Origin of the sequence: Amycolatopsis sp. NPDC049688 (assembly GCF_040674975.1) — a bacterium.
Taxonomy (GTDB): domain Bacteria; phylum Actinomycetota; class Actinomycetes; order Mycobacteriales; family Pseudonocardiaceae; genus Amycolatopsis.
Genome location: NZ_JBFANY010000003.1, coordinates 116,113 through 136,992 on the forward strand (window position 1 = coordinate 116,113; position 20,880 = coordinate 136,992).

At 72.2% G+C, this 20,880-nt stretch carries 23 protein-coding genes; 3 read left to right on the plus strand and 20 right to left on the minus strand.

Annotated elements, in window-relative coordinates:
- Positions 1 to 33: 33 nt before the first annotated feature.
- The 4 genes from AB0J55_RS11670 to AB0J55_RS11685 all read right to left on the minus strand — a co-directional run bounded on the left by AB0J55_RS11670 (position 34) and on the right by AB0J55_RS11685 (position 2,709).
- Positions 34 to 789, minus strand: a complete 756-nt coding sequence (locus tag AB0J55_RS11670; protein WP_091310751.1) for a YebC/PmpR family DNA-binding transcriptional regulator — start codon at positions 787 to 789, stop codon at positions 34 to 36.
- Between the two features lie 41 nt (positions 790 to 830).
- Complete coding sequence (gene pdxT, locus AB0J55_RS11675; protein WP_364246303.1) at positions 831 to 1,448, minus strand: pyridoxal 5'-phosphate synthase glutaminase subunit PdxT; 618 nt, start codon at positions 1,446 to 1,448, stop codon at positions 831 to 833.
- Between the two features lie 248 nt (positions 1,449 to 1,696).
- Positions 1,697 to 2,017 carry an AzlD domain-containing protein gene (locus tag AB0J55_RS11680; protein ID WP_364246306.1) on the minus strand — a complete coding sequence of 107 codons (321 nt, stop codon included), beginning with the start codon at positions 2,015 to 2,017 and terminating at the stop codon, positions 1,697 to 1,699.
- A complete protein-coding gene (locus AB0J55_RS11685; RefSeq protein ID WP_364246309.1) occupies positions 2,017 to 2,709 on the minus strand; it encodes an AzlC family ABC transporter permease in 693 nt (230 codons plus the stop codon). The genes AB0J55_RS11680 and AB0J55_RS11685 overlap by 1 nt, the downstream gene beginning before the upstream one ends.
- Before the next feature lie 69 nt (positions 2,710 to 2,778).
- Here AB0J55_RS11685 and AB0J55_RS11690 point away from each other — a divergent pair, with 69 nt between their 5' ends.
- On the plus strand, positions 2,779 to 3,342 hold the full coding sequence (locus tag AB0J55_RS11690; RefSeq protein ID WP_354828964.1) for an XRE family transcriptional regulator: 564 nt from the start codon (positions 2,779 to 2,781) through the stop codon (positions 3,340 to 3,342).
- On the opposite strand, the gene AB0J55_RS11695 is transcribed toward AB0J55_RS11690, so the two are convergent.
- Positions 3,312 to 4,253, minus strand: coding sequence for a helix-turn-helix domain-containing protein (locus AB0J55_RS11695; protein ID WP_364246312.1), 942 nt, complete (start codon positions 4,251 to 4,253; stop codon positions 3,312 to 3,314). The genes AB0J55_RS11690 and AB0J55_RS11695 overlap by 31 nt on opposite strands.
- Positions 4,254 to 4,324: 71 nt before the next feature.
- On the opposite strand from AB0J55_RS11695, the gene AB0J55_RS11700 reads away from it, so the two are divergent.
- On the plus strand, positions 4,325 to 4,660 hold the full coding sequence (locus AB0J55_RS11700) for a cupin domain-containing protein (protein ID WP_364246314.1): 336 nt from the start codon (positions 4,325 to 4,327) through the stop codon (positions 4,658 to 4,660).
- Between the two features lie 4 nt (positions 4,661 to 4,664).
- Here AB0J55_RS11700 and pdxS read toward each other — a convergent pair whose 3' ends face one another.
- The 3 genes from pdxS to AB0J55_RS11715 form a co-directional block, all read right to left on the minus strand.
- On the minus strand, positions 4,665 to 5,588 hold the full coding sequence (gene pdxS, locus AB0J55_RS11705; RefSeq protein WP_354829001.1) for a pyridoxal 5'-phosphate synthase lyase subunit PdxS: 924 nt from the start codon (positions 5,586 to 5,588) through the stop codon (positions 4,665 to 4,667).
- An 88-nt stretch (positions 5,589 to 5,676) separates the two neighbouring features.
- Positions 5,677 to 6,660: a DUF5937 family protein gene (locus AB0J55_RS11710; protein WP_364246317.1), complete on the minus strand. Its 984-nt coding sequence runs from the start codon at positions 6,658 to 6,660 to the stop codon at positions 5,677 to 5,679.
- Positions 6,661 to 6,696: 36 nt separating this feature from the next.
- Positions 6,697 to 8,139 (minus strand): FAD-binding oxidoreductase, encoded by a 1,443-nt coding sequence (locus tag AB0J55_RS11715; RefSeq protein WP_364246320.1) that lies wholly within the window; start codon positions 8,137 to 8,139, stop codon positions 6,697 to 6,699.
- A 125-nt stretch (positions 8,140 to 8,264) separates the two neighbouring features.
- Here AB0J55_RS11715 and AB0J55_RS11720 point away from each other — a divergent pair, with 125 nt between their 5' ends.
- Positions 8,265 to 10,373 (plus strand): elongation factor G-like protein EF-G2, encoded by a 2,109-nt coding sequence (locus AB0J55_RS11720; protein WP_364246323.1) that lies wholly within the window; start codon positions 8,265 to 8,267, stop codon positions 10,371 to 10,373.
- A 54-nt stretch (positions 10,374 to 10,427) separates the two neighbouring features.
- On the opposite strand, the gene AB0J55_RS11725 is transcribed toward AB0J55_RS11720, so the two are convergent.
- The 12 genes from AB0J55_RS11725 to AB0J55_RS11780 all read right to left on the minus strand — a co-directional run bounded on the left by AB0J55_RS11725 (position 10,428) and on the right by AB0J55_RS11780 (position 20,502).
- Positions 10,428 to 10,931 carry an XdhC family protein gene (locus AB0J55_RS11725; protein WP_364246326.1) on the minus strand — a complete coding sequence of 168 codons (504 nt, stop codon included), beginning with the start codon at positions 10,929 to 10,931 and terminating at the stop codon, positions 10,428 to 10,430.
- Between the two features lie 13 nt (positions 10,932 to 10,944).
- Positions 10,945 to 11,208, minus strand: a complete 264-nt coding sequence (locus AB0J55_RS11730) for a hypothetical protein (RefSeq protein ID WP_364246328.1) — start codon at positions 11,206 to 11,208, stop codon at positions 10,945 to 10,947.
- The gene (locus AB0J55_RS11735) at positions 11,205 to 11,474 is read right to left on the minus strand and encodes a hypothetical protein (RefSeq protein WP_364246331.1); all 270 of its coding nucleotides are present in this window, start codon (positions 11,472 to 11,474) and stop codon (positions 11,205 to 11,207) included. The genes AB0J55_RS11730 and AB0J55_RS11735 overlap by 4 nt, the downstream gene beginning before the upstream one ends.
- A 1-nt stretch (position 11,475) precedes the next feature.
- The gene (locus AB0J55_RS11740; RefSeq protein ID WP_364246333.1) at positions 11,476 to 11,958 is read right to left on the minus strand and encodes an NUDIX hydrolase; all 483 of its coding nucleotides are present in this window, start codon (positions 11,956 to 11,958) and stop codon (positions 11,476 to 11,478) included.
- Positions 11,955 to 13,100, minus strand: coding sequence for a glycosyltransferase family 4 protein (locus AB0J55_RS11745; protein WP_364248163.1), 1,146 nt, complete (start codon positions 13,098 to 13,100; stop codon positions 11,955 to 11,957). The genes AB0J55_RS11740 and AB0J55_RS11745 overlap by 4 nt, the downstream gene beginning before the upstream one ends.
- Positions 13,101 to 13,119: 19 nt before the next feature.
- Entirely contained in the window at positions 13,120 to 14,037 is a 918-nt protein-coding gene (locus tag AB0J55_RS11750) for a phosphatidylinositol mannoside acyltransferase (RefSeq protein WP_364246336.1), read from the minus strand.
- Positions 14,034 to 14,657 (minus strand): phosphatidylinositol phosphate synthase, encoded by a 624-nt coding sequence (pgsA, locus tag AB0J55_RS11755; RefSeq protein ID WP_364246338.1) that lies wholly within the window; start codon positions 14,655 to 14,657, stop codon positions 14,034 to 14,036. The genes AB0J55_RS11750 and pgsA overlap by 4 nt, the downstream gene beginning before the upstream one ends.
- A gap of 88 nt (positions 14,658 to 14,745) precedes the next feature.
- On the minus strand, positions 14,746 to 15,267 hold the full coding sequence (locus AB0J55_RS11760) for a MarR family transcriptional regulator (protein WP_364246341.1): 522 nt from the start codon (positions 15,265 to 15,267) through the stop codon (positions 14,746 to 14,748).
- Positions 15,268 to 15,328: 61 nt separating this feature from the next.
- Positions 15,329 to 15,871, minus strand: coding sequence for an HIT domain-containing protein (locus AB0J55_RS11765; RefSeq protein WP_364246344.1), 543 nt, complete (start codon positions 15,869 to 15,871; stop codon positions 15,329 to 15,331).
- On the minus strand, positions 15,868 to 17,895 hold the full coding sequence (gene thrS / locus AB0J55_RS11770) for a threonine--tRNA ligase (protein ID WP_364246346.1): 2,028 nt from the start codon (positions 17,893 to 17,895) through the stop codon (positions 15,868 to 15,870). The genes AB0J55_RS11765 and thrS overlap by 4 nt, the downstream gene beginning before the upstream one ends.
- Before the next feature lie 133 nt (positions 17,896 to 18,028).
- The gene (locus AB0J55_RS11775) at positions 18,029 to 18,643 is read right to left on the minus strand and encodes a malonic semialdehyde reductase (protein WP_364246348.1); all 615 of its coding nucleotides are present in this window, start codon (positions 18,641 to 18,643) and stop codon (positions 18,029 to 18,031) included.
- Positions 18,644 to 18,975: 332 nt separating this feature from the next.
- On the minus strand, positions 18,976 to 20,502 hold the full coding sequence (locus AB0J55_RS11780; RefSeq protein WP_364246350.1) for a sugar transferase: 1,527 nt from the start codon (positions 20,500 to 20,502) through the stop codon (positions 18,976 to 18,978).
- Between the last annotated feature and the right edge of the window lie 378 nt (positions 20,503 to 20,880).

The following is a 20,880-nucleotide window of genomic DNA, read 5'->3' on the forward strand; positions in this document are numbered from 1 at the left end:
CCGGGCACGAAAGCGCTGTGGCGTAAGAAAAACTCAGCCGACTTCGGCGAGCACCTCGTCCGAAACATCGAAGTTCGCGTACACGTTCTGGACGTCGTCGCAGTCTTCGAGGGCGTCGATCAGCTTGAAGACCTTCTTCGCGCCGTCGGCGTCGAGCGGCACGCTCACCGAGGGCAGGAACGTCAGGTCGGCCGACTCGTACTCGAAGCCGGCGTCCTGCAGCGCCTTGCGGACCGGCACCAGGTCGGTCGCCTCGGACACGATCTCGAAGCTCTCGCCGAGGTCGTTGACCTCTTCGGCGCCCGCGTCGAGGACCGCCATGAGGACGTCGTCCTCCGCCGCGTCGCCCTTGGGCATCAGCACGACGCCCTTGCGGTTGAACAGGTAGGCCACCGAGCCCGGGTCGGCGAGCGAGCCGCCGTTGCGGGTCAAAGCGGTGCGGACCTCCGACGCGGCGCGGTTGCGGTTGTCGGTGAGGCACTCGATCAGGACGGCGACGCCGTTCGGGCCGTAGCCCTCGTAGGTGATGGTCTGCCAGTCGGCGCCACCGGCCTCTTCACCGGCGCCGCGCTTGCGGGCGCGCTCGATGTTGTCCTGCGGGACCGAGTTCTTCTTCGCCTTCTGGATGGCGTCGTAGAGCGTGGGGTTGCCATCCGGGTCGCCACCACCGGTGCCCGTGCGGGCGGCCACCTCGATGTTCTTGATCAACCGCGCGAAGAGCTTGCCGCGCTTCGCGTCGAGGTTGGCCTTCTTGTGCTTCGTGGTGGCCCACTTGGAGTGGCCGCTCATCTCTCCTCCATCTGTTCCGTACCCCGGCCGGGCACCGCGTCTCAGGCAGCCTTTCGCACGAGGTCGACGAACAGCCGGTGCACCCGCACGTCGGGCGTCAGTTCCGGGTGGAACGCGGTCGCCAGCACCGCCCCCTGCCGGACCGCGACGATCCTAGCGGTGTCGTCGTCCACGCCCGGCACGCCGCTGACCGAGGCCAGCACCTCGACGCCGTCACCGGCCTTCTCGACCCAGGGCGCCCGGATGAACACGGCGTGCACTGTTCCGTCGACCCCGGCGAAGTCCAGGTCGGCCTCGAAGGAGTCGACCTGCCTGCCGAAGGCGTTCCGCCGCACGACGACGTCGAGGCCGCCGAGCTGCTGCTGGTCCGGCCGCCCGTCGAGGGTCTGCCGGGCCAGCAGGATCATCCCGGCGCACGAACCGAAGGCGGGCATGCCCGCGGCGATCCGCGCCCGGAGCGGTTCCAGCAGCTCGAAGCTCTCCAGCAGCCGCGACATGGTGGTCGACTCGCCACCGGGCAGCACCAGTCCGTCCACTTCGGACAGCTCGGCGGCCCGCCGCACGGGCACGGCCCGCGCCCCCGCTTCGGCCAGCATGGCGACGTGCTCGCGCACGGCACCCTGCATGGCGAGCACACCGATGACCGGTTCCGACGACACCCGACCTCCCGAAAGACCTTCCCACCAGCCTAGACGCACCGGCCCCGCCCCTTCCGGGCAGGTCAGCCCCGCTCCCCGCGCGTGCCGGGAGGGGCATCACGCGTGACCGGCGGGGCATCACGTGTGATCAGAGGGGCATCACTCGTGACTGGAGGGGCATCGCCCGCGATGCCTCCCCGATCACGCTTGATGCCTCCTCAATCACGGCTGATGCCTGCCTGATCACGGGTGATGCCCCTTTCCGCACGTCAAGGAACGCCGGCCAGGCGCAGGAGGGCGGCCGTTGCCGCGGCCGCGACGACCACCAGCACGAACGGGGCCTTCCGCCAGGCCAGGACGCCGGCGACCAGGACTCCCGCCGGCCGGGCGATGCCCGCGAAGCCGTGGCCCTCCGTCAGCGCGCTGACCGCGACCAGCGCCGCCAGCAGCACCACCGCGGCCAGTGCCATCAGGCGCTCCGCCTTCGGCGACAGTTTCACCCGGGTGCGCAGCACCGGCCCGGCGAACCGGAACGCGAACGTCCCCAGGGCCAGCACCAGCGTGCCGATCAGCAGTTCTCCCGCGTCCATCAGCCGACCTCCTGCAGCTCGGGCTCCTTCGCCGCGACCCCGGCCACCACGCCGGCCAGCGCGAGCAGCACCGGCAGCCCGGCGGGCAGGAACGGCGTCGCCACCAGCGCGACGACCACCCCGATCAGCACCGGCAGCCGCGCCGCGCGGTCGCGCAGCGCCGGCAGCACCAAGGCCAGCAGGACCGCCGGGAAGGCCGCGTCGAGACCGAAGGCGTCGGTGTCGCCGATCGCCGTCCCGGCGAACGCGCCCGCCACCACGCCGAGGTTCCAGCAGGCGAACAACCCGATCCCGCACGCCCAGAACGCCGCGCGGCGGCGGTGGGTCTCGCGCTGGGCCAGCGCGAACGCGACCGATTCGTCGATCATCAGGTGGGTGCCGGCCAGCCGCGCCGTCCAGCGCTTGCCCAGCACGTCGCCGATCGCGAAGCCGAACGGCAGGTGCCGCGCGTTGGCCAGCAGCCCGGCCAGCACCGCGGCGAACGGGTGGCCGCCCGCCGCCACGATCCCGATGAACATGAACTGCGACGCACCGGCGAAGACCAGCAGCGACATCAGCATCGGCAGCCACAGCGGGAAGCCCGAGCTCACCGCGATGGCCCCGTAGGACGCCCCCACGAGACAATCGGCGAGACAGACCAGGCCGACGTCGCGGGCGAGGCCCCGATCGAGTGTTCGCCATATCGAACGCATGTGTTCTATGGTGAACAACCGACCGCGTGTTCGTCAAGGCGAACGGACAGACCGATGGAGCGAACAGTCATGACCCAGGAAGCCACCGGCGCGCCACTGGAGATCATCGCGGCGTCCCTGCGCCGCGAACGCACCCGCGCCGGCCTGTCCCTGACCGAGGTCGCGCGCCGCGCCGGCCTGGCCAAGTCGACGCTGTCCCAGCTCGAATCGGGCACCGGGAACCCGAGCGTCGAGACGCTGTGGGCCCTCGGCGTCGCCCTCGACGTGCCGTTTTCGCGGCTGGTCGAGCCGGAACGGCCGAAGGTCCGCGTCATCCGCGCCGGGAAGGGCCCGACGGTGTTCGCCGAACACGCCGACTACGCGTGCACGCTGCTGTCGGCCTGTCCCCCGTCCGCGCGGCGGGACATGTACCTCATCCGGGCCGAGCCGGGCACCCCCCGGCTGAGCGACCCGCACATGACCGGCGTGGTCGAGCACATCGTGCTGTGCGCGGGCCGCGCCCGGGTCGGCGTGCGGGAGGAGCCGGAGGAGCTGCTCCCGGGCGACTACATCTCCTACCCGGGCGACGTCCCGCACATCTTCGAGGCCCTCGAGCCGGGCACCTACGGCGTCGAGATCTCCGAGTACGTCTGACGCCGGACCGCCCGCCGGTAGGCACCCGGCGTGGTGCCGACCCGGTCGCGGAAGCGGCGGCGCAGGTTGACCGCCGAGGCGAGGCCGACGCGGACGGCGACCGCCTCCACCGGCAGGTCCGTCTCCGCCAGCAGGGTGCGCGCCGCCGCCACGCGCCGGGACAGCAGCCATTCGCCGGGACTGGTGCCCAGGCGCTCGGCGAAGCGCCGGGCCAGCGTGCGCGGGGAGACGTTCAGCCGCGCGGCCAGGTCCGCCACCGACAACGGGGTCCCGAGGCGGGCGCCGGCCCACTCGAGGAGACCCGCGAGCTCGTCCGGGGCCGGCTCGTCACCGCTTTCGCGGTGCGGCGGCAGGACCATGTGCTGTGCGAGCCGCGCGGCGTACGCGGCGCCGTGGTCACGCCGGACGAGGTGCAGGCACAGGTCGACCCCGGCGCCCGCGCCGGCGCTCGTGGCGACGTCACCGTGGTCGACGTAGAGCGCGTCAGGCTCGACCCGGACTCGGGGGAATTCGCGCTGGAGTTGCTCGGCGCGCGCCCGGTGGGTGGTCGCCGAGCGGCCGTCGAGCAGTCCGGTGCGGGCCAGCGCGAAGACGCCCGAGCAGATCGTCACCAGTCGCGCGCCTCGGGCGTGGGCCTGCAGCAGCGCCCGTCGCACGCGGGGCGGCAGCGGCGCCTCCACCGGCGCCCAGCCCGGGATCAGCACGGTGTCGGCGGTGGAGAGCGCGGCCAGGCCGAGCGGCACGGTCATCGTGTACCCGGCCGTCGTCGGCACCGGCCCGGGCACCTCCGCGCAGACGTCGAACGCGTAGTGCTGCGGCAGCCCGGCCCGTGCGGTGCCGAAGACCTCGGCGGCGATGCCGAGCTCGAACGTCGACTGCACCGGCCGCACCAGGGCCACCACGCGATGCATGGCAGGAAAGTACCCCACGGTGGCGTTCCGGGCGCTGGTCCGCGCGCGGGGGCGCCCGGCACGGTGGTGCCATGCACCCGGAGATCCTCGCCCAAGCGGGCTACACGTCCGTGTCCGTCGCCGACGCCGAAGTCCGGGAGGTCTTCCCCGGCATCCGGCTGCGTCCACTGTGGACGGGCGCGAACGGCGCCCACGCGAACGTCCTGGAGATGGACCCCGGCACGTCGTGGCCGCGCCGGGACGTCCACGAACCCGGCCCGGAGGAGGTCTACGTGGTCGACGGCACCTTCGAAGACGGCGCCCGCAGCTACCCGGCCGGGACGTTCCTGCACGCCCCGGCCGGATCCTGGCACGTGCCCGCCACCACCACCGGCTGCACGTTGTTCGTCTTCTACCCCGAGGGTTAGCCCGTCACCAGCCGCGCTCGGCGAGGCGGTGGGGCTCCGGGAGCTCCTCGACGTTGATGCCGACCATCGCCTCGCCCAGGCCGCGCGAGACCTTGGCCAGGACGTCCGGGTCGTCGTAGAACGTCGTCGCCTTGACGATCGCCTCGGCGCGCTGGGCCGGGTTGCCGGACTTGAAGATGCCCGAGCCGACGAACACGCCTTCGGCGCCCAGCTGCATCATCATCGCCGCGTCGGCCGGGGTGGCGATGCCGCCCGCGGTGAACAGGACCACCGGCAGCTTCCCGGCTTCCGCCACCTCGCGAACCAGCTCGTACGGCGCCTGCAGCTCCTTCGCCGCGACGAACAGCTCGTCCTCCGGCAGGTTCTGCAGCCGGCGGATCTCCTGGCGGATCTTGCGCATGTGCGTCGTCGCGTTGGAGACGTCGCCGGTGCCGGCCTCGCCCTTGGAGCGGATCATCGCCGCGCCCTCGGTGATCCGGCGCAGGGCCTCACCGAGGTTGGTCGCGCCGCAGACGAAGGGCACCGTGAACGCCCACTTGTCGATGTGGTTGGCGTAGTCCGCCGGGGTGAGGACCTCGGACTCGTCGACGTAGTCCACGCCGAGGGACTGCAGGACCTGAGCCTCGACGAAGTGGCCGATGCGGGCCTTCGCCATCACCGGGATCGAGACGGCCTCGATGATGCCGTCGATCAGGTCGGGGTCGCTCATCCGGGCGACACCGCCCTGGGCGCGGATGTCGGCGGGCACGCGTTCGAGGGCCATCACCGCGACCGCGCCGGCGTCTTCGGCGATCTTGGCCTGCTCGGCGGTGACCACGTCCATGATCACGCCGCCCTTGAGCATCTCGGCCATGCCGCGCTTCACCTTGGCGGTGCCGGTGACGGACTGGACGGTGCCGCTGGAGGGGGCGGGCTGCTGCTCGGACACGACGAGGCCTTTCGACACGGATGGGGGGCTTACGAATCCGAGGGTAGGTCGGCGGTGGACCCTTCAGGCAGGCCAGTACGCGGGTATCTCAGCAGTCCACTTCGCCAGTGCCCGCGACCAGGGCTTCCGCGAGCGCCGTCCGCGCGTAGAGCACGTGACGTCCGGCACGGTGCCCGCTGACCAGGCCCGCAGCCTTGAGGACGCCGAGGTGCTGCGACACCGCGCCGGCGGTCAGCCGGGTCCGGCGGGCGAGTTCGGCGGTCGAGGCCGGCGCGGCCAGCTCGGTCAGCAGCATCGCGCGGCCGCGGCCCACCACGGCGGCCAGCGCGTCCGGCGCGGTGGCGGTGCCGGTCTCCCAGAGCGTCGCGATGCCGCGCGGCGGGTAGCGCAGCACCGGCTGCCAGCGCGAGTCGGTCTTGGAGAACACCCGCGGCCAGACGAACGCCGAGGGCACCAGCACCAGGCCGCGCCCGTCGAGCGGCACGGCCGCGTGCAGGTGCCGGTGCGCCACCGTGAGCGTGCCGCCCTCCCAGCGGACCAGCGGGGTGAGGTCGTTGAACAGCTCGGCGGCCCCGCCGTGGGCCAGCAGCCGGGACCGGTGCAGCACGTCGGCTTCGAGCAGCGCCCGGATCCGCGGCCAGTCGGGGGCCAGCACCAGGTCCCAGTACTGCTCCATCAGCGCGGCGAGCCGGTCGAGGCCCGCTTCGGGGTCGCGGTGGAAGCGGCTCAGGGCGGGCGAGCGCGGCCCGGCCATCGCGTCCAGTTCGCGCCGGACCAGGCGGGCGGGCACGTCCCGCAGGTCGGCGAGCTCGTCGGCGAGCTCGGGCAGCGGCGTCGACGGCGTGCCGGCCAGGAAGCCGGGCAGGTGCCGCAGCGGCACGAGGTCGCGCAGCAGCCCGATGTCCAGGCCCGCGGCGTCGAGCGCCGCGGTGGCGCGTTTGACCCACGGCAAGTGGAGCGCGTGCTGCCCCGGCGAGTTCAGGACGCGGACGCTCGCGACGATCTCCCAGGCCGGGGAGAACGCGAACCGGGTGTGCGCCAGGTCCTCGGTGGAGAATGCCAGGTCCAGCACGCGCGCTGCCTCTCTGCCGCCGACGTCCGGCGGAGTCTAAGTCTCTCCGATGTGGACAGTCGAGCGGGGTGCGGAAAGCCCTTGCGGGAAAGCGAAAATTCCTCGCGGGTCGTACTTCCGGGCGACCGCGCGCAGCCGCGGCAGGTTCACCCCGTAGTACGCCTCCGCCCAGTCCGGCATCTCCGGGTCGAGGTAGTTGACGTACCCGGTGGTGCCGAACTCCGGCCCCAGCCCGTCCCGTGCCACGGCCACCGCGCGCCGCGCCTCGGCCTCGCCGCCGCGCTCGGGTTCCGCTCCGCGCAGGAACTGGAAGCTGGCCAGCGCCGTCCGGTGCGGGAACGCCGTTTCGCGGGCGCCGACGCGGGCGATCGCGCCGCCGCCGGCGTCGATGATCGTGTCGACGCCGGGCGCCGCGAGCAGCACCTCGACGACCCCGGCGGGGTCGGGGGCGCGCCGCAGGAGCATCCGCGAGGTCCCGACGTAGGCCGCCCGGTTCAGGGCCAGGCCGGGCCGGGATTCGTGGTCGTCGAACGACCGCATCGCGCTCAGGTGGTCCCGGACCTGCCGCCGCTGCTGCACCGGCGGCGTGCCGACCCGGCGGATCAGGTCGTCGAGCAGTGCGTCCAGCTGCGCCTGCGGCCCGAGGAACGTGCCGCCGAGGTTGGCGTGGTCGGCGCCGAGGTTCATCCCCGACCACAGCTCGTCCGGCATCGCGGGCTGCCAGTCCTGCCAGGCCGTGAACAACGCGGCCTGCGTGCCCGGCGGGAACTTGAGGTCGAAGGTGGCGACGTCGGTGAGCGGGACGGTCCGGAAGGTGAACCCGGTGACGATCCCGAAGTTCCCGCCGCCCCCGCCGCGCAGCGCCCAGAACAGGTCCGGTTCCGTCGAGCGCGACACCGTGCACGCGCGGCCGTCGGCGGTGACGATCCGCGCCGCCTCCAGGTGGTCGCAGGTCAGCCCGTACTTCCGGTCGAGGACCCCGACGCCACCGCCGAGGGTCAGCCCGGCGATGCCGACCGTGTCGCAACTGCCCGCCGGCAGCACCCGGCCGGCCGCCGCGAGCGTCGTCGCGATCGGCCCGAGGCGGGCGCCCGCCCCGACCACCGCCCGGCCGTCCGGGCGCACCTCGACACCCGAGAACCGGCTGAGGTCGACCATGATCCCGCCGTCCACAGTGGAATAGCCGGGGTAGCTGTGCCCGCCGCTGCGGGCGGCGACGGGCAGCCGGTGCCGGGCCGCGAAGGCGACCGCGGCCTGGACGTCCTCGACGCGGGCCGCGCCGACCACCGCGGCGGGCATCCGGTCGTCGTACATCGTGAAGAAGCCCTGCTTGGCTTCGGGGTAGCCGGGGTCGCCCGGCCGGAACAGCGGTCCGGCCAGCTGCCGGCGCAGCCGCGCCCAGTCGTCCGGCGGCGGCCAGCCGCCCAGGCCCGCCACCGGTACCGCCCCGGAAATCCGCAGGAAAGTCCGCCTGTCCATGCCACTCCCTCCCCCGCCCCCGGGGCATTCGGCTGGTCCCGGGAGCCCTGCCTTGCCGTGACCAGGGTAACGGGTGTGTGATCGAGGACACATCCCGTACACCAGCCGTTCGCCGAGGAGTCGTCATGGCAGACAAACAAGCCAAGAACGCCGACACCGGGGCCGCCGTCGCTGTGGACGACCCCGCCAAGGTCCGCAACGTCGTGCTCGTCGGGCCGGCGGGGTCCGGGAAGACCACCCTCGCCGAAGCCCTGCTCGCCGCGTCCGGCACGGTGCCGCGGGCGGGCTCGGTGGTCGACGGCACGACGGTGTGCGACCACGACCCGGCGGCGGTCCGCCAGCAGCGCTCGGTCGGCCTCTCGGTCGCGCCGGTGCTGCACCAGGGCCACAAGATCAACCTGATCGACACGCCGGGGTATGCGGACTTCGTCGGGGAGCTGCGGGCCGGGCTGCGGGCGGCCGACGCGGCGCTGTTCGTCGTCAGCGCCTCCGAGGGCGTCGACGCGGCGACGGTGGCGGTGTGGGAGGAGTGCGCCGCGGTCGGGATGCCGCGCGCGGTCGTCGTCTCCCGGCTCGACCACCACCGGGCCGACGCGATGGCCGAGATCGCCGCCTGCCAGGCCGCGTTCGGCGCCGGTGTGCTGCCGCTGTACCTCCCGGCGGGCGACGGCCTGGTCGGGCTGATCACCCAGCGGTACTTCGACTACTCCGGCGGGCACCCGCCGAAGACCGGCGAGCCCGACCCGGCCGATCTGGAACGGATGGCCGAGGCCCGCAACGAGCTGATCGAAGGGATCATCGCCGAGAGCGAGGACGAGTCCTTGATGGACCGTTACCTCGCCGGCGAGGAGATCGCCGAGGCCACCTTGATCGCCGACCTCGAAACGGCTGTGGCGCGCGGTTCCTTCCACCCCGTCATCCCGGTGTGCTCGACCAGCGGGATCGGGCTGGCCGAGGTGCTCGACGGCATCGTCCGCGCGTTCCCCTCGCCGCTGGAGCACCGGCCGCCCGACGTCACCACGCCGGACGGCGGTGCGCACGCCGCGATCACCGCCGACCCCGCGGGCCCTCTCGCCGCGGAGGTCGTCCGGACAGCCGTGGACTCCTACGTCGGCCGGGTGTCCCTCGTCCGGGTGTTTTCCGGGACGCTGCGGCCGGAACGGCCGGTGCACGTGTCCGGGCACGGCCTCGCCGAACGCGGCCACGAGGACCACGACGCCGACGAGCGCGTCGCCCACCTGTATTCGCCGCTCGGCTCGTCCCTGCGGGAAGTGCCCTACTGCGTCGCGGGCGACCTGTGCGCGCTGACGAAGGTCGGCTCGGCGGAGACCGGCGACACCGTCTCCTCCCCCGACGACCCGCTGCTGATGGAGCCGTGGGCGATGCCGGAGCCGCTGCTGCCGGTGGCGGTGGTGGCGAAGACCCGCAGCGACGAGGACACGTTGGCCCGCAACCTGTCGCGGCTCGTCGCCGGGGACCCGACGCTGCGGCTGGACCGCAACGCCGAGACCGGCCAGCTGGTGCTGTGGTGCATGGGCGAGGCCCACGCCGACGTCGTGCTCTCGCGGCTGCGCGCGGGCGGCGCCGACGTCGACACCGAACCGGTGAAGATCAGCCTGCGCTCGACGTTCAGCAAGCCGGCCAAGGGCCACGGGCGGCACGTCAAGCAGTCCGGCGGGCACGGCCAGTTCGCCGTCTGCGACATCGAAGTCGAGCCGCTGCCGCGCGGCAGCGGCTTCCAGTTCGTGGACAGGGTGGTCGGCGGCGCGGTGCCGCACCAGTTCATCCCGAGCGTGGAGAAGGGCGTGCGGGCCCAGCTGCAGCGCGGGCTGGCGGACGGCCACCCGGTCGTCGACGTCAAGGTGACCCTGGTCGACGGCAAGGCGCACAGCGTGGATTCGTCGGACGCGGCGTTCCAGACGGCGGGCGCCCTCGCCCTGCGCGAGGCGGCGGCGAGCGGGCACATCACGATGCTGGAACCCCTGGAGGAGGTGGCGATCCGCCTGCCGGACGAGCACCTGGGCACGGTCCTCGGCGACCTGTCCTCCCGCCGCGGCCGGGTCCTCGGCACCGAGGCGGGCGAGGGCGGCCGGACGGTGATCCGCGCGGAGGTCCCGGCCACGGAACTGGTGCGCTACCTGATCGACCTGCGCTCGATGACCTCGGGCACGGCGACGTTCACCCGCCGCCACGCGAGGTTCGAGCCGATGCCCGAAGGAATGGCCGTCCACTAGCCCGGTCGTGAGTGAGAAACAGTGTTCCAACCCTGTTTCTCACTCACGACGGGGTCAGAAGTCGAAGCCGCCGGGGCGGTTGTTGCGGTCGGCGACGAGGCCCGCGAGGGTGGCCAGGGCGATTTCCGGCGGGGTGCGGGAGCCGATGTTCAGCCCGACCGGGCGGTGCACGCGGGCGATGTCGGCCTCGGCGACGCCGAGGGCCTGCAGGGCGGCCACGTGCGGGCCCGGGTGCCGCGGGTTGCCGAGCACGCCCACCCACCGCGGCTTCCCTTCGAGCGCCGCCTTCAGCACTTCGCCCAGCTCGGGACGGTGGTGGTCGGTGACGACGACGTCCGCGGACGCGTCGAGCGACGGGAGCACGGTGTCCGCCTCGAACCCCTCGGGCACGTCCGTGACGCGCGCGGGGTCGGGCTCGAACAGGGCCACGTGGTAACCGAGGTCCTTCGCGAACTTCAGCAGGAACCGGGACACCGGCGACGCGAACACCGCCACCAGCGTCCGCACCCCGGGGTCGGCCGGGGCCGTGCCGTGGGCGACGTCGCAAGTCTCGCTCATGCCGCCCAGTGTGTCAGCCTCGAAGCTCTTCGAGCACGCTCAGCCGGAAGTGGAACGTCGACGTCCGGCCCTCGACGATCACCAGGTAGCCGCCCGGGCCGCGCAGCACCTTCCGCGACTTCGGCGACCACGGGTAGGCGGGCTGGTATTCGCGCGCCAGCCGCAGCGCCTCGGCCTCGGCGGTCTCCTGGTCGGGCTGCGAGAACGTCTCCGACAGCGACCAGTTGCGGCTTTCGCCCATGCCGCGCTGCTCCTCGACGACCACCCACCAGGTCATGCCGGTTCCGCCACGGTCTCGCCGAGCGTCACGCGGAAGTGGAACGTCGCCGTGCGGCCGGTCGCGATCACGAGGTAGCCGTCGCCGACGCGCAGCACCTTCCGCTCCTTCACCGCCGACGGGTGCACCGGCTCGTGCGAGAACGCCAGCCGCCGCGCGACCTCGTCGGCGTGCTCCCGGTCCCCTCCCGCCGGCTTCGTCTTCGTGACGTTCCAGGCGCGCGCGTCCCCGCCGCCGCGCTGCTCCTCGACGACCACCCACCACATGTCAGACCTCCGGCTCGGCGAACTCGAAGTACTCCGGCAGCGGCGCGGTCCCCGCGAGGCGGAAGTACCGCACCTTCCGCCGCCTGCGCAGCCGCAGCGTGTCGCGGACGGCGTCGTTGTGGACGCGGCGGGCGATCACCACCCGGTGTTCGGCGTCGGTCAGCTCCTCGGCCAGCTCGGCCGGCAGGCCCGCCCGGTCGATGCGCGCCAAAACCAGCGTCAGCTCGTTCTCCGCGGCTTCGCGATCGGCCCGCGGCGCCACTTCGGCACGCTCCGCCGACGTCCGCAGGCCCGGCGAGCCCAGCACCGAGGCGACCGCGCGCGCCACGACCGCCCGCCGCGCCAAAGCCGCGTCCAGGGCCGCCCAGCCGGCGTCCGTGCGGACGTGCAGCCGGTCGAGCCGGTTCGCCGTCGCCACCAGGAACAGCCCGCCCAGCACGACGATCGCCGCCAGCACCGGGAGCAGCCAGCCGAGCACGCTCACCGGGCGAGCTCCCGTTCCGGCGCCGCGACCCGCCGCGGATCGGCCGCGACGGCCGTCTCGTAGACGCGCAGCACCTGCGTGGCCACCACCGACCAGTCGTACATCGTGACGCGCTCCCCCGCCGCCGCGGCCAGCGACGCCCGGCGCGCCGGGTCGCCGAGGAGCTCGCGCAGGCCGTCCGCGAGCGCGGCCGGGTCCCCGGTTTCCACCAGCAGGCCGGCGCGGCCGTCGTCGAGCACCCGGCGGAAGGAGTCCAGCCCGCTGGCGAGCACCGGCGTCCCCGCCGCCATCGCCTCGGTGAGGATCATCCCGAAGCTCTCGCCGCCGGTGTTGGGCGCGCAGTAGACGTCGACGCTGCGCAGCGCCTGGGCCTTCGTGGCGTCGTCGGCCTGGCCCAGCAGTTCCAGGTGCGGCGCCAGCTCCGGTCCGGCGTCGCGGCGCAGCTGCTCGGCGTCACCCCGGCCGACCACGACCAGCCGCAGGTCCTCGAACTCCGGCAGGATCCGCCGCAACGCCTCCAGCAGCACGCCCATGCCCTTGCGCGGCTCACCGAACCGGCCGACGAACCCGACCGTGCCCCCGGCCCGCGGGTAGCCGGGCAGCGGCGTCGCCGAGGAGAAGAACTCGACGTCGACGCCGTTGGGGATCTCGACGGCGTCGCCGCCCGCGTGCTCCACCTGGACCCGGCGGGCGAGCGCCGACACCGCGATCCGCGCCGTGATCTTCTCCAGCAGCGGCCGCAGCACCGGCTGGAACGCCGACAGCGTGCGCGAGCGGGTGGTCGCGGTGTGGAAGGTCGCCACGATCGGGCCGTCCGCGATGAGCAGGGCCAGCAGCGACAGGCTGGGCGCGGCCGGTTCGTGCAAGTGCAGGACGTCGAAGTCGCCTTCGCGGATCCAGCGGCGTACGCGGGCGTAGGACACCGGGCCGAACTGCAGCCGCGCGACCGAGCCGTTGTACGGGATCCCCAGCGCCTTGCCCGCCGGGTGCACGAACTCCGGCAGCTGTGCGTCCTCGTCCGCCGGCGCCAGCACGGACACCTGGTGGCCCCGCGCGAGCAGGGCTTTCGTCAGGTCGATGACGTGCCCCTGGACCCCGCCGGGCACGTCGAAGGAGTAGGGGCACACGATGCCGACCCGCATCGGCCGCGCGGCCACCGCCTCAGCTCGCTTCTTCGAGGCTTGCCTGCTCGGCGGCCTCGAGGTCGGCCGGCCAGAACTTCTGCACCATGTGCCAGTCGGCCGGGTGCGCGGCGATGTCGCCGGCGAAGATGTCCGCCAGGGCCTGGGTGGCGGCCGGGACCTCGGCCCGCGCGGTGACCCGGATGCGCGGGTGCAGCCGGATCTGCCAGCCCTCCTCGGTGAACCAGCAGCCGGCCGGGATCAGGGCCGCGCCGGTCGTCGCCGCCAGCCGGGCCGGGCCGCCGGGGAAGCGGGCCTTCTCGCCGAAGAACTTCACCGGGATGCCGCTCGTCGTCAGGTCGCGGTCGCCCACCAGGCAGACGGCCTTGTTCTCGCGCAGGCGTTTCAGCAGCACGCGCATCGCCGAACTGTCACCCGTGAGGGGGACGATTTCGAAGCCGAGCGACTCCCGGTACTCGACGAAGCGGCGGTAGAGCGACTCCGGCTTCAGCCGTTCGGCGACCGTCGTGAAGCCGCCGAGGTAGTCGGCCAGCCACACGCCGGCGACGTCCCAGTTGCCGCTGTGCGGCAGCGCCATCACCGCGCCGTTGCCCTCGGCCAGCGCCGCGTCGAGGTTTTCCACGCCGGTGATCGAGGCCGCGACCTTGGCGCTGACCTCCTTGTGGTCCATCGACGGCAGCCGGAACGTCTCGTGCCAGTAGCGGGCGTACGAGCGCATCGCCCGCCGTGTCAGCTCGTCGAGCTCCACCGGGTCGGCCTGCGGCACCACGCGGGCGAGGTTCGCGCGCAGCTGCCGCACGCCTCCGCCGTCGCGGCGGACGGCGAGGTCGGCGCCGAGCGAGAAGACCGTGCCGCCGAACCCGGCGGGCAGCCAGCCGGCGAGCTTCCACCCGGCCGCGTAGCCGAAGGCGCTCAACCGCTCTGACAGCCTGCTCATGCCGGCTGCTCCCCCGCGGCGGCGCGGGCCGCCTTCGCCACCGCGGCCGTGCGCTGCAGCAGCGTGATCACCGACAGCACGGCGAGCAGCCAGAGCGTCACGTCCACGGTGTACGGGATGCCGAAGCCGTGCAGCCCGGTGCCGACCAGCGCGATGATCAGCCGCTCGGCGCGCTCGACGAGCCCGCCGTCGACCGGCAGCCCGGAGGCGTCCGCGCGGGCCTTGACGTAGGAGATGACCTGGGCGAGCACCAGGCACAGCAGGGCCGCGGCGGCGGCCGGGCGGTTGTCGTCGACGACGAAGCACCACCAGGCGATGGCGGCGAACAGGGCGCCGTCCACCAGCCTGTCGCAGGTGGCGTCGAGCACCGCGCCGAACGGGGTGCCGTAGCCGCGGGCGCGGGCCATGGCGCCGTCGAGCAGGTCGAGCATGGCGAAGCCCCACACCGTGAAGGTGCCCCACAGCAGGTGGTCGGTGGGGAAGAAGGCCAGCGCGCAGACGACCGCGCCGGCGGTGCCGAGCACGGTCATGACGTTCGGGGTCAGCCCGGCGCGGACCAGCGCCTGGCCGATCGGATCGGTGACGCGGGAGACGGAGGCACGCGCGAAGATATTGAGCATCGGTTCGTCGAGGCACCTGGCTACGAGGGTCGGGTGGGCGAATGCAGCCTATCCACCCGCCCCGGCGAACCCGACGCGCCGCCCCGGGTCAGCCCGATTTCGTGAGCTCGCCCTCGTGTTCCCGCGCGTCTTCGGCGGCTTTGGCGGCCGCGCACTTCGGCGAAAGCCGGCGACGGATCGCGGCGCTGATCTCACCGAGCGCTTTCACCTGCTCCGGTGTCAGCGGGTCGAACAGGCTTTCGCGGACGGCTTCGACGTGCCCCGGCGCGGCCGCCTCGAGCGCGGCGAAGCCGGCGTCGGTCAGCACGGCCCAGGCGCCGCGCTTGTCGGTCGGGCACGCCTCGCGGCGCACCCAGCCGTTCGCCTCCAGCCGCGCGACGGCGTGCGAAAGGCGGCTGCGGGACGCCTGCCGCGCGTCGGCGAGCTCGCTCATCCGCAGCCGGCGGCCGGGCGCTTCGGAAAGGGCGACGAGGACTTCGTAATAGGTGTGCGGCATGCCCGAGTCGTGCTGCAGCTGGCCTTCGAGGTGCGCGCTGAGCATGCGGGTGGCCGAATTGAACTCACGCCAGACGCGCTGTTCGTCGTCGCTGAGCCATCGGGTTCCGGACATAACCCCATCATACTCTCGGTTGAACACTCAATCAGGAGTTTTTGCCGGTCAGCGCCCCGGGCTACCAGGCGTCGGCCAGCATGTCCCGCGTCTCCCCCAGCAGCTGCGGGAGCACCTTCGTCTGGCCGATGATCGGCATGAAGTTGGCGTCCCCGCCCCACCGCGGCACCAGGTGCTGGTGCAGGTGCGCGGCGATGCCCGCCCCCGCGATGTGGCCCTGGTTCAGGCCGATGTTGAACCCGTGCGCGCCGGACACCGCGCGGATCACCTTCATCGCGTGCTGGGTGAACTCGGCGACCTCGCGCGTCTCCTCGACGGTGAGGTCGGTGTAGTCCGCGACGTGCCGGTACGGCACCACCATCAGGTGCCCCGGGTTGTACGGGTACAGGTTCAACACCGCGAACACGACGTCGCCGCGGGCGACGATCAGGCCGGTTTTGTCGTCCAGCGAAGGGATCCGGCAGAACGGGCAGCCGGGTTCCTCGTCGCCGTCCGGCTTGTCCTGGCCCTTGATGTAGGCCATCCGGTGCGGGGTCCAGAGCCGCTGGAAGGCGTCCTGGACCCCGATGCCCTGCTGCTCGACGAGCTCGGGACCCTCACTCACCGAACGACCGTCTCCAGCGCGTCGGCCGTCGGCGACGCGTTTTCGCGCCGCGCGACCCACTCCGCGATCGCCTCGACCGCCTTGGCCACCGGCACGCCGTTGATCTGGCCGCCGTCGCGGAAGCGGAACGACACCGCGCCCGCCTCGACGTCCTTCGCGCCGGCCAGCAGCATGAACGGCACCTTCTGCGTGGTGTGCGTCCGGATCTTCTTCTGCATCCGGTCGTCGCTCGCGTCGACCTCGGCGCGGATCCCCTTGGCGCGCAACGCCTTCTCGACGTCCTGCAAGTACTCCACCTGGTCGGCGGTGATCGGGATGCCGACCACCTGCACCGGCGAAAGCCACGCCGGGAACGCGCCCGCGTAGTGCTCGGTCAGCACGCCGAAGAAGCGCTCGATCGAGCCGAACAGCGCGCGGTGGATCATGATCGGCCGCTGGCGCGAGCCGTCCGGCGCGGTGTACTCGAGCTCGAACCGCTTGTTCTGGTTGAAGTCCAGCTGGATGGTCGACATCTGCCAGGTGCGGCCGATGGCGTCCTTGGCCTGGACCGAGATCTTCGGGCCGTAGAAGGCCGCGCCGCCCGGGTCCGGGACCAGCTCGAGGCCGGAGTCGATCGCCGCCTGCCGCAGCGTCTCGGTGGCCTCCTCCCACTCCCAGTCCTCGCCGATGAACTTGTCGGAGTCACCGCGGGTGGACAGCTCGAGGTAGAAGTCGGAGAGGCCGTAGTCGGCGAGCAGGTCGAGGACGAACTTCAGCAGCGACTTGAGCTCGCCCGGCATCTGCTCCTTGGTGCAGTAGATGTGCGAGTCGTCCATCGTCAGCCCGCGCACGCGGGTGAGGCCGTGCACGACGCCCGACTTCTCGTAGCGGTAGACGGTGCCGAACTCGAACAGCCGCAGCGGCAGCTCGCGGTAGGACCGCCCGCGCGAGCGGAAGATCAGGTTGTGCATCGGGCAGTTCATGGCCTTGAGGTAGTAGTTCTCCTCGTCGAACTGCACCGGCGGGAACATCGTGTCCGCGTAGTAGGGCAGGTGGCCGGAGGTGTGGAACAGCTCGCCCTTGCTGATGTGCGGGGTGTTCACGAACTCGTAGCCGGCCTCCTCGTGGCGGCGGCGCGAGTAGTTCTCCAGCTCACGGCGGATGATGCCGCCCTTCGGGTGGAACACCGGCAGGCCGGAGCCGATCTCCTCCGGGAACGAGAACAGGTCGAGCTCGGCGCCGAGCTTGCGGTGGTCGCGGCGCTCGGCCTCGGCGATGCGCTCGAGGTAGGCGTCCTGCGCCTCGGCCGACTCCCACGCCGTGCCGTAGATCCGCTGCAGCTGCGGGTTCTTTTCACTACCCCGCCAGTACGCGGCGGCGACGCGGGTGAGCTTGAAGGCCGGGATGAACTTCGTCGTCGGCACGTGCGGGCCGCGGCAGAGGTCACTCCAGACACGTTCCTTGGTGCGCGGGTCGAGATTGTCGTAGATGGTGAGCTCGCCCTCACCGACCTCCATCACCTCGGCGGTGTCCACTTCGGACTTGAGGTCGACGAGTTCGAGCTTGAACGGCTCGTCGGCGAGTTCCTTCTTGGCCTCGTCGACGGAGTCGAAAACGCGCCGCGAGAACTGCTGGGCGCCCTTCACGATCTGCTTCATGCGCTTTTCGAGCGCCTGCAGGTCCTCCGGGGTGAACGGCTTGTCGACGGCGAAGTCGTAGTAGAAACCGTCCTTGACCGGCGGGCCGATGCCGAGCTTGGCGTCCGGGAACTGCTGCTGCACGGCCTGGGCGAGCACGTGCGCGGCCGAATGGCGGATGACGCTGCGGCCGTCCTCGGTGTTCGCGGCGACCGGCTCGACCTCGGCGTCGGCTTCCGGCGCCCAGGCGAGGTCGCGCAGCTTCCCGTCGGCGTCGCGCACGACGACGATCGTGTCCTCGCCCTTGGTCGGCAGACCGGCTTCGCGGACCGCCGCGCCCGCCGTAGTGCCCGCCGGTACCACCACGCGGGAGGCGGCCACGGGGGAAACGGGGGGCGACTGGGACACGATCGGCTCCTCAAGCTGGAGTGACAGAGATGACGCCGTCGATGCTAGTCGGCGGCGCTTCCGCGCCTCACGCGCGTGGCGCGAACGCCGGACGGGCCGCCCCCGGCTCCGGAGGCGGCCCGTCCGATCGCGGTCAGAGGGTCTCGACGACCTGGTCGAAGTCGAGCCGCGGCAGGCGGTCGAACCAGGGGTTCTCGCCCGGCTTGCCGACGTTCACGATGACCAGCGAGCGCCACTTCTTGTCCGCGAAGAACTCGTCGTCGACGCCCTGGGCGTCGAAGCCGGTCATCGGGCCGGCGGCCAGGCCGGCGGCGCGGACGCCGATGATGAAGTAGCCGACCTGCAGCAGCGAGTTGAGCTTGGCGAACTCGACGCGGCCCTGCTCGTCGGAGAAGTTGTCCTTCACCTGCGGGGCGTGCGGGAACACCTGCGGGATGTTCTCGTGGAAGTCGACGTCCGCCGCGAGCACGACGGTCAGCGGGGCGGCTTCGGTCTTGTCCCGGTTGCCCGGGGCCATGTGCGGGAGCAGGCGGGCCTTCGCCTCGGCGGTCCGGAGCACCAGCGCGCGCAGCGGCTGGGTGTTCATCGACGTCGGGGCCCACTTGACGAGGTCGTAGATCGCGCGGACCTGCTCCTCGGTCACCGGCTCGGAGCTGAAACTGTTGGCCGTGCGGGCCTCGCGGAACAGCAGGTTCTGGACGTCCGCGGGGACCTGGATGGCCTCGGTCTGCTCGGCAAAGGTGGTCATGGGGCTGAGCTTCCTTCCGTTGGGTCGGTACCCCGTGCAACCAAGTTGAGCGTTGAACTATTTCGCGCTCAACCGCTTCGCCCCGGTGAACTGGCTCACGCCGATCGGACCAGGGTGCCCTCCCCGGCTGCCGGTAATCCGGGCGAACGGGCGCCATCGGACGGGCCCGGCCGGCGCGGCCCACCGGCGCGAACAGCGGCACGCGGGGGCCGCCTCGCGCGAATCGCCGCGGCGGCCGATCGCACGCGGTCAGCGCCACCCCGGGAACGAGCACGGCCGCCGACCCCCTCCAGCGGGGTCGGCGGCCGTGGTGGCAGCACGCGGGTGGCGGGTCAGTAGGCGCCCTGCCCGCCCATCACCGCGCGGAAGGTCTTCCAGAGGATCACCAGGTCCAGGGCGAGGGACCAGTCCTCGACGTAGCGCAGGTCCAGCCGGATGCTCTCCGCCCACGTGAGGTCGCTGCGCCCGCTGACCTGCCAGAGGCCGGTCAGGCCCGGCTTGACCAGGAGGCGGCGGCGCGCGTCCGGCGCGTACTGCGCGGTTTCCTCCGGCAACGGCGGGCGCGGGCCGACGAGCGACATCTTCCCGGAAACGACGTTGAACAGCTGCGGCACTTCGTCGAGCGAATACCGGCGCAGGAAACCACCCACACGGGTGATACGGGGGTCGCGCTTCATCTTGAACAGCGGGCCCGCGCCCTCGTTCTCCTGTTCCAGGGTTTTCCGGATTTCGTCGGCATTGGTGACCATCGTCCGGAACTTGAGCATGGTGAACGTGGCGCCGTCGCGGCCGACGCGGCGCTGGCGGTAGATCACCGGGCCGCGGTCGTTCAGCTTGATCGCCGCGGCGATCACCAGCAGCAGCGGGGACAGCAGGGTCAGCAGCAGCGCCGAGCCGGCGCGGTCGACGATCTCCTTCACCACCCGGCGGCCGCCGGTGAACATCGGCGCGGTGACCCGCAGGAGCGGCATGCCGAGCACGCCGGTGACGTTGAGCCGGGGCCCGGCGACCTCCATCAGGACGGGCGCCACGACCATCTCCGCGCCGGTGCCCTCCATGTCCCAGGCCAGCCGCTGCAGCCGCTTCGGCGTCCAGTACTGGTCGGCGGTGATCGCCACGACCCGGTAGCCGCCGCGCCGGACGTGCCGGGACAGCTCCTCCAGCCGCCCGACGACCGGGACGCCGTCGATCTCGCCGCTGTCGCGGTCCTCGCCGTGGCCGCTGAAGGTGCAGGCGGCCTCGACGCGCCAGCCGACGTGCACCTCGGAGCGGGTGCGGGCGATCAGGTCGGCGACGGTTTCGGGGCTGCCGGCCGCCATCACCGGCAGCAGGCAGAGCCCCTTGGCGCGCTTGCGGTGCAGCACCTGGCGCAGCAGGTAGCGCTGCGGGAAGGCGACCAGCGCGATGGCCGGGACGACGACGAACACCCAGACCTGGACCTCGAGCGCGCCGAACAGCAGGCCGCCCAGCGCGACCAGGACGGCGGCGGTGATGAAGCCGCGGCCGAGGGTGCGGTACTCCTCCGCGCCTTCGCCGAGCACGCGGGGGCTCCAGGCCCGGCTCACGGGCAGGGAGACGAAGACGGCGAGCATGGTGCCGAAGGCGTGCATGTCATGGGGGGCAACGCGATCGATGACGAACGCGCTGATCGCGATCACCAGCAGCGTGATGAACACGTCGCTGCCGATGACCCAGGCTCTGTACCGCGCTTCCCAGGCCGCGGGCCATGCCTTCGAGGACGGGCTCGCGGCGTCGTCGTCGGCGTGGCCGTCCCGCTTGGCGGGGCGGGGGATGGCCTGGAGGTCGATGTGCGGCGGTGGCTGGCTCACCGTGTACGAAGGCCGCACCGACTCTTCCATCTGACCTCCCGGGAACAGGATCTGGTTGACCGCGGGCACGCAGCGTCACCGAAAACGATTTCGGAGAGTCACTACAGTTCTGTAGTCAGTTCTGTAGTCGCGCAGAGCCCGCGGAGGCTTCACACGGCAAGTTATCGGCGACTCTCTCGGCAGTGTTACAAGGATTTCCAGCCACATGGTGCGTGACTTCCCCGCCGGAAATTGGCCGGGACATAACAAGATGATGACGATGGGTAATAGGGCGTATCCCCGTGAAAACTACGTTCCGTAGCGAACAGGACGGTGCCCGCACTCGGGTGGACCAAGCACCGCCGAACGGCCGAACGGGCCGGGCGGGTTCTACTGTGGACACTGGACGCGGTGGGTGGTCCACAGTGG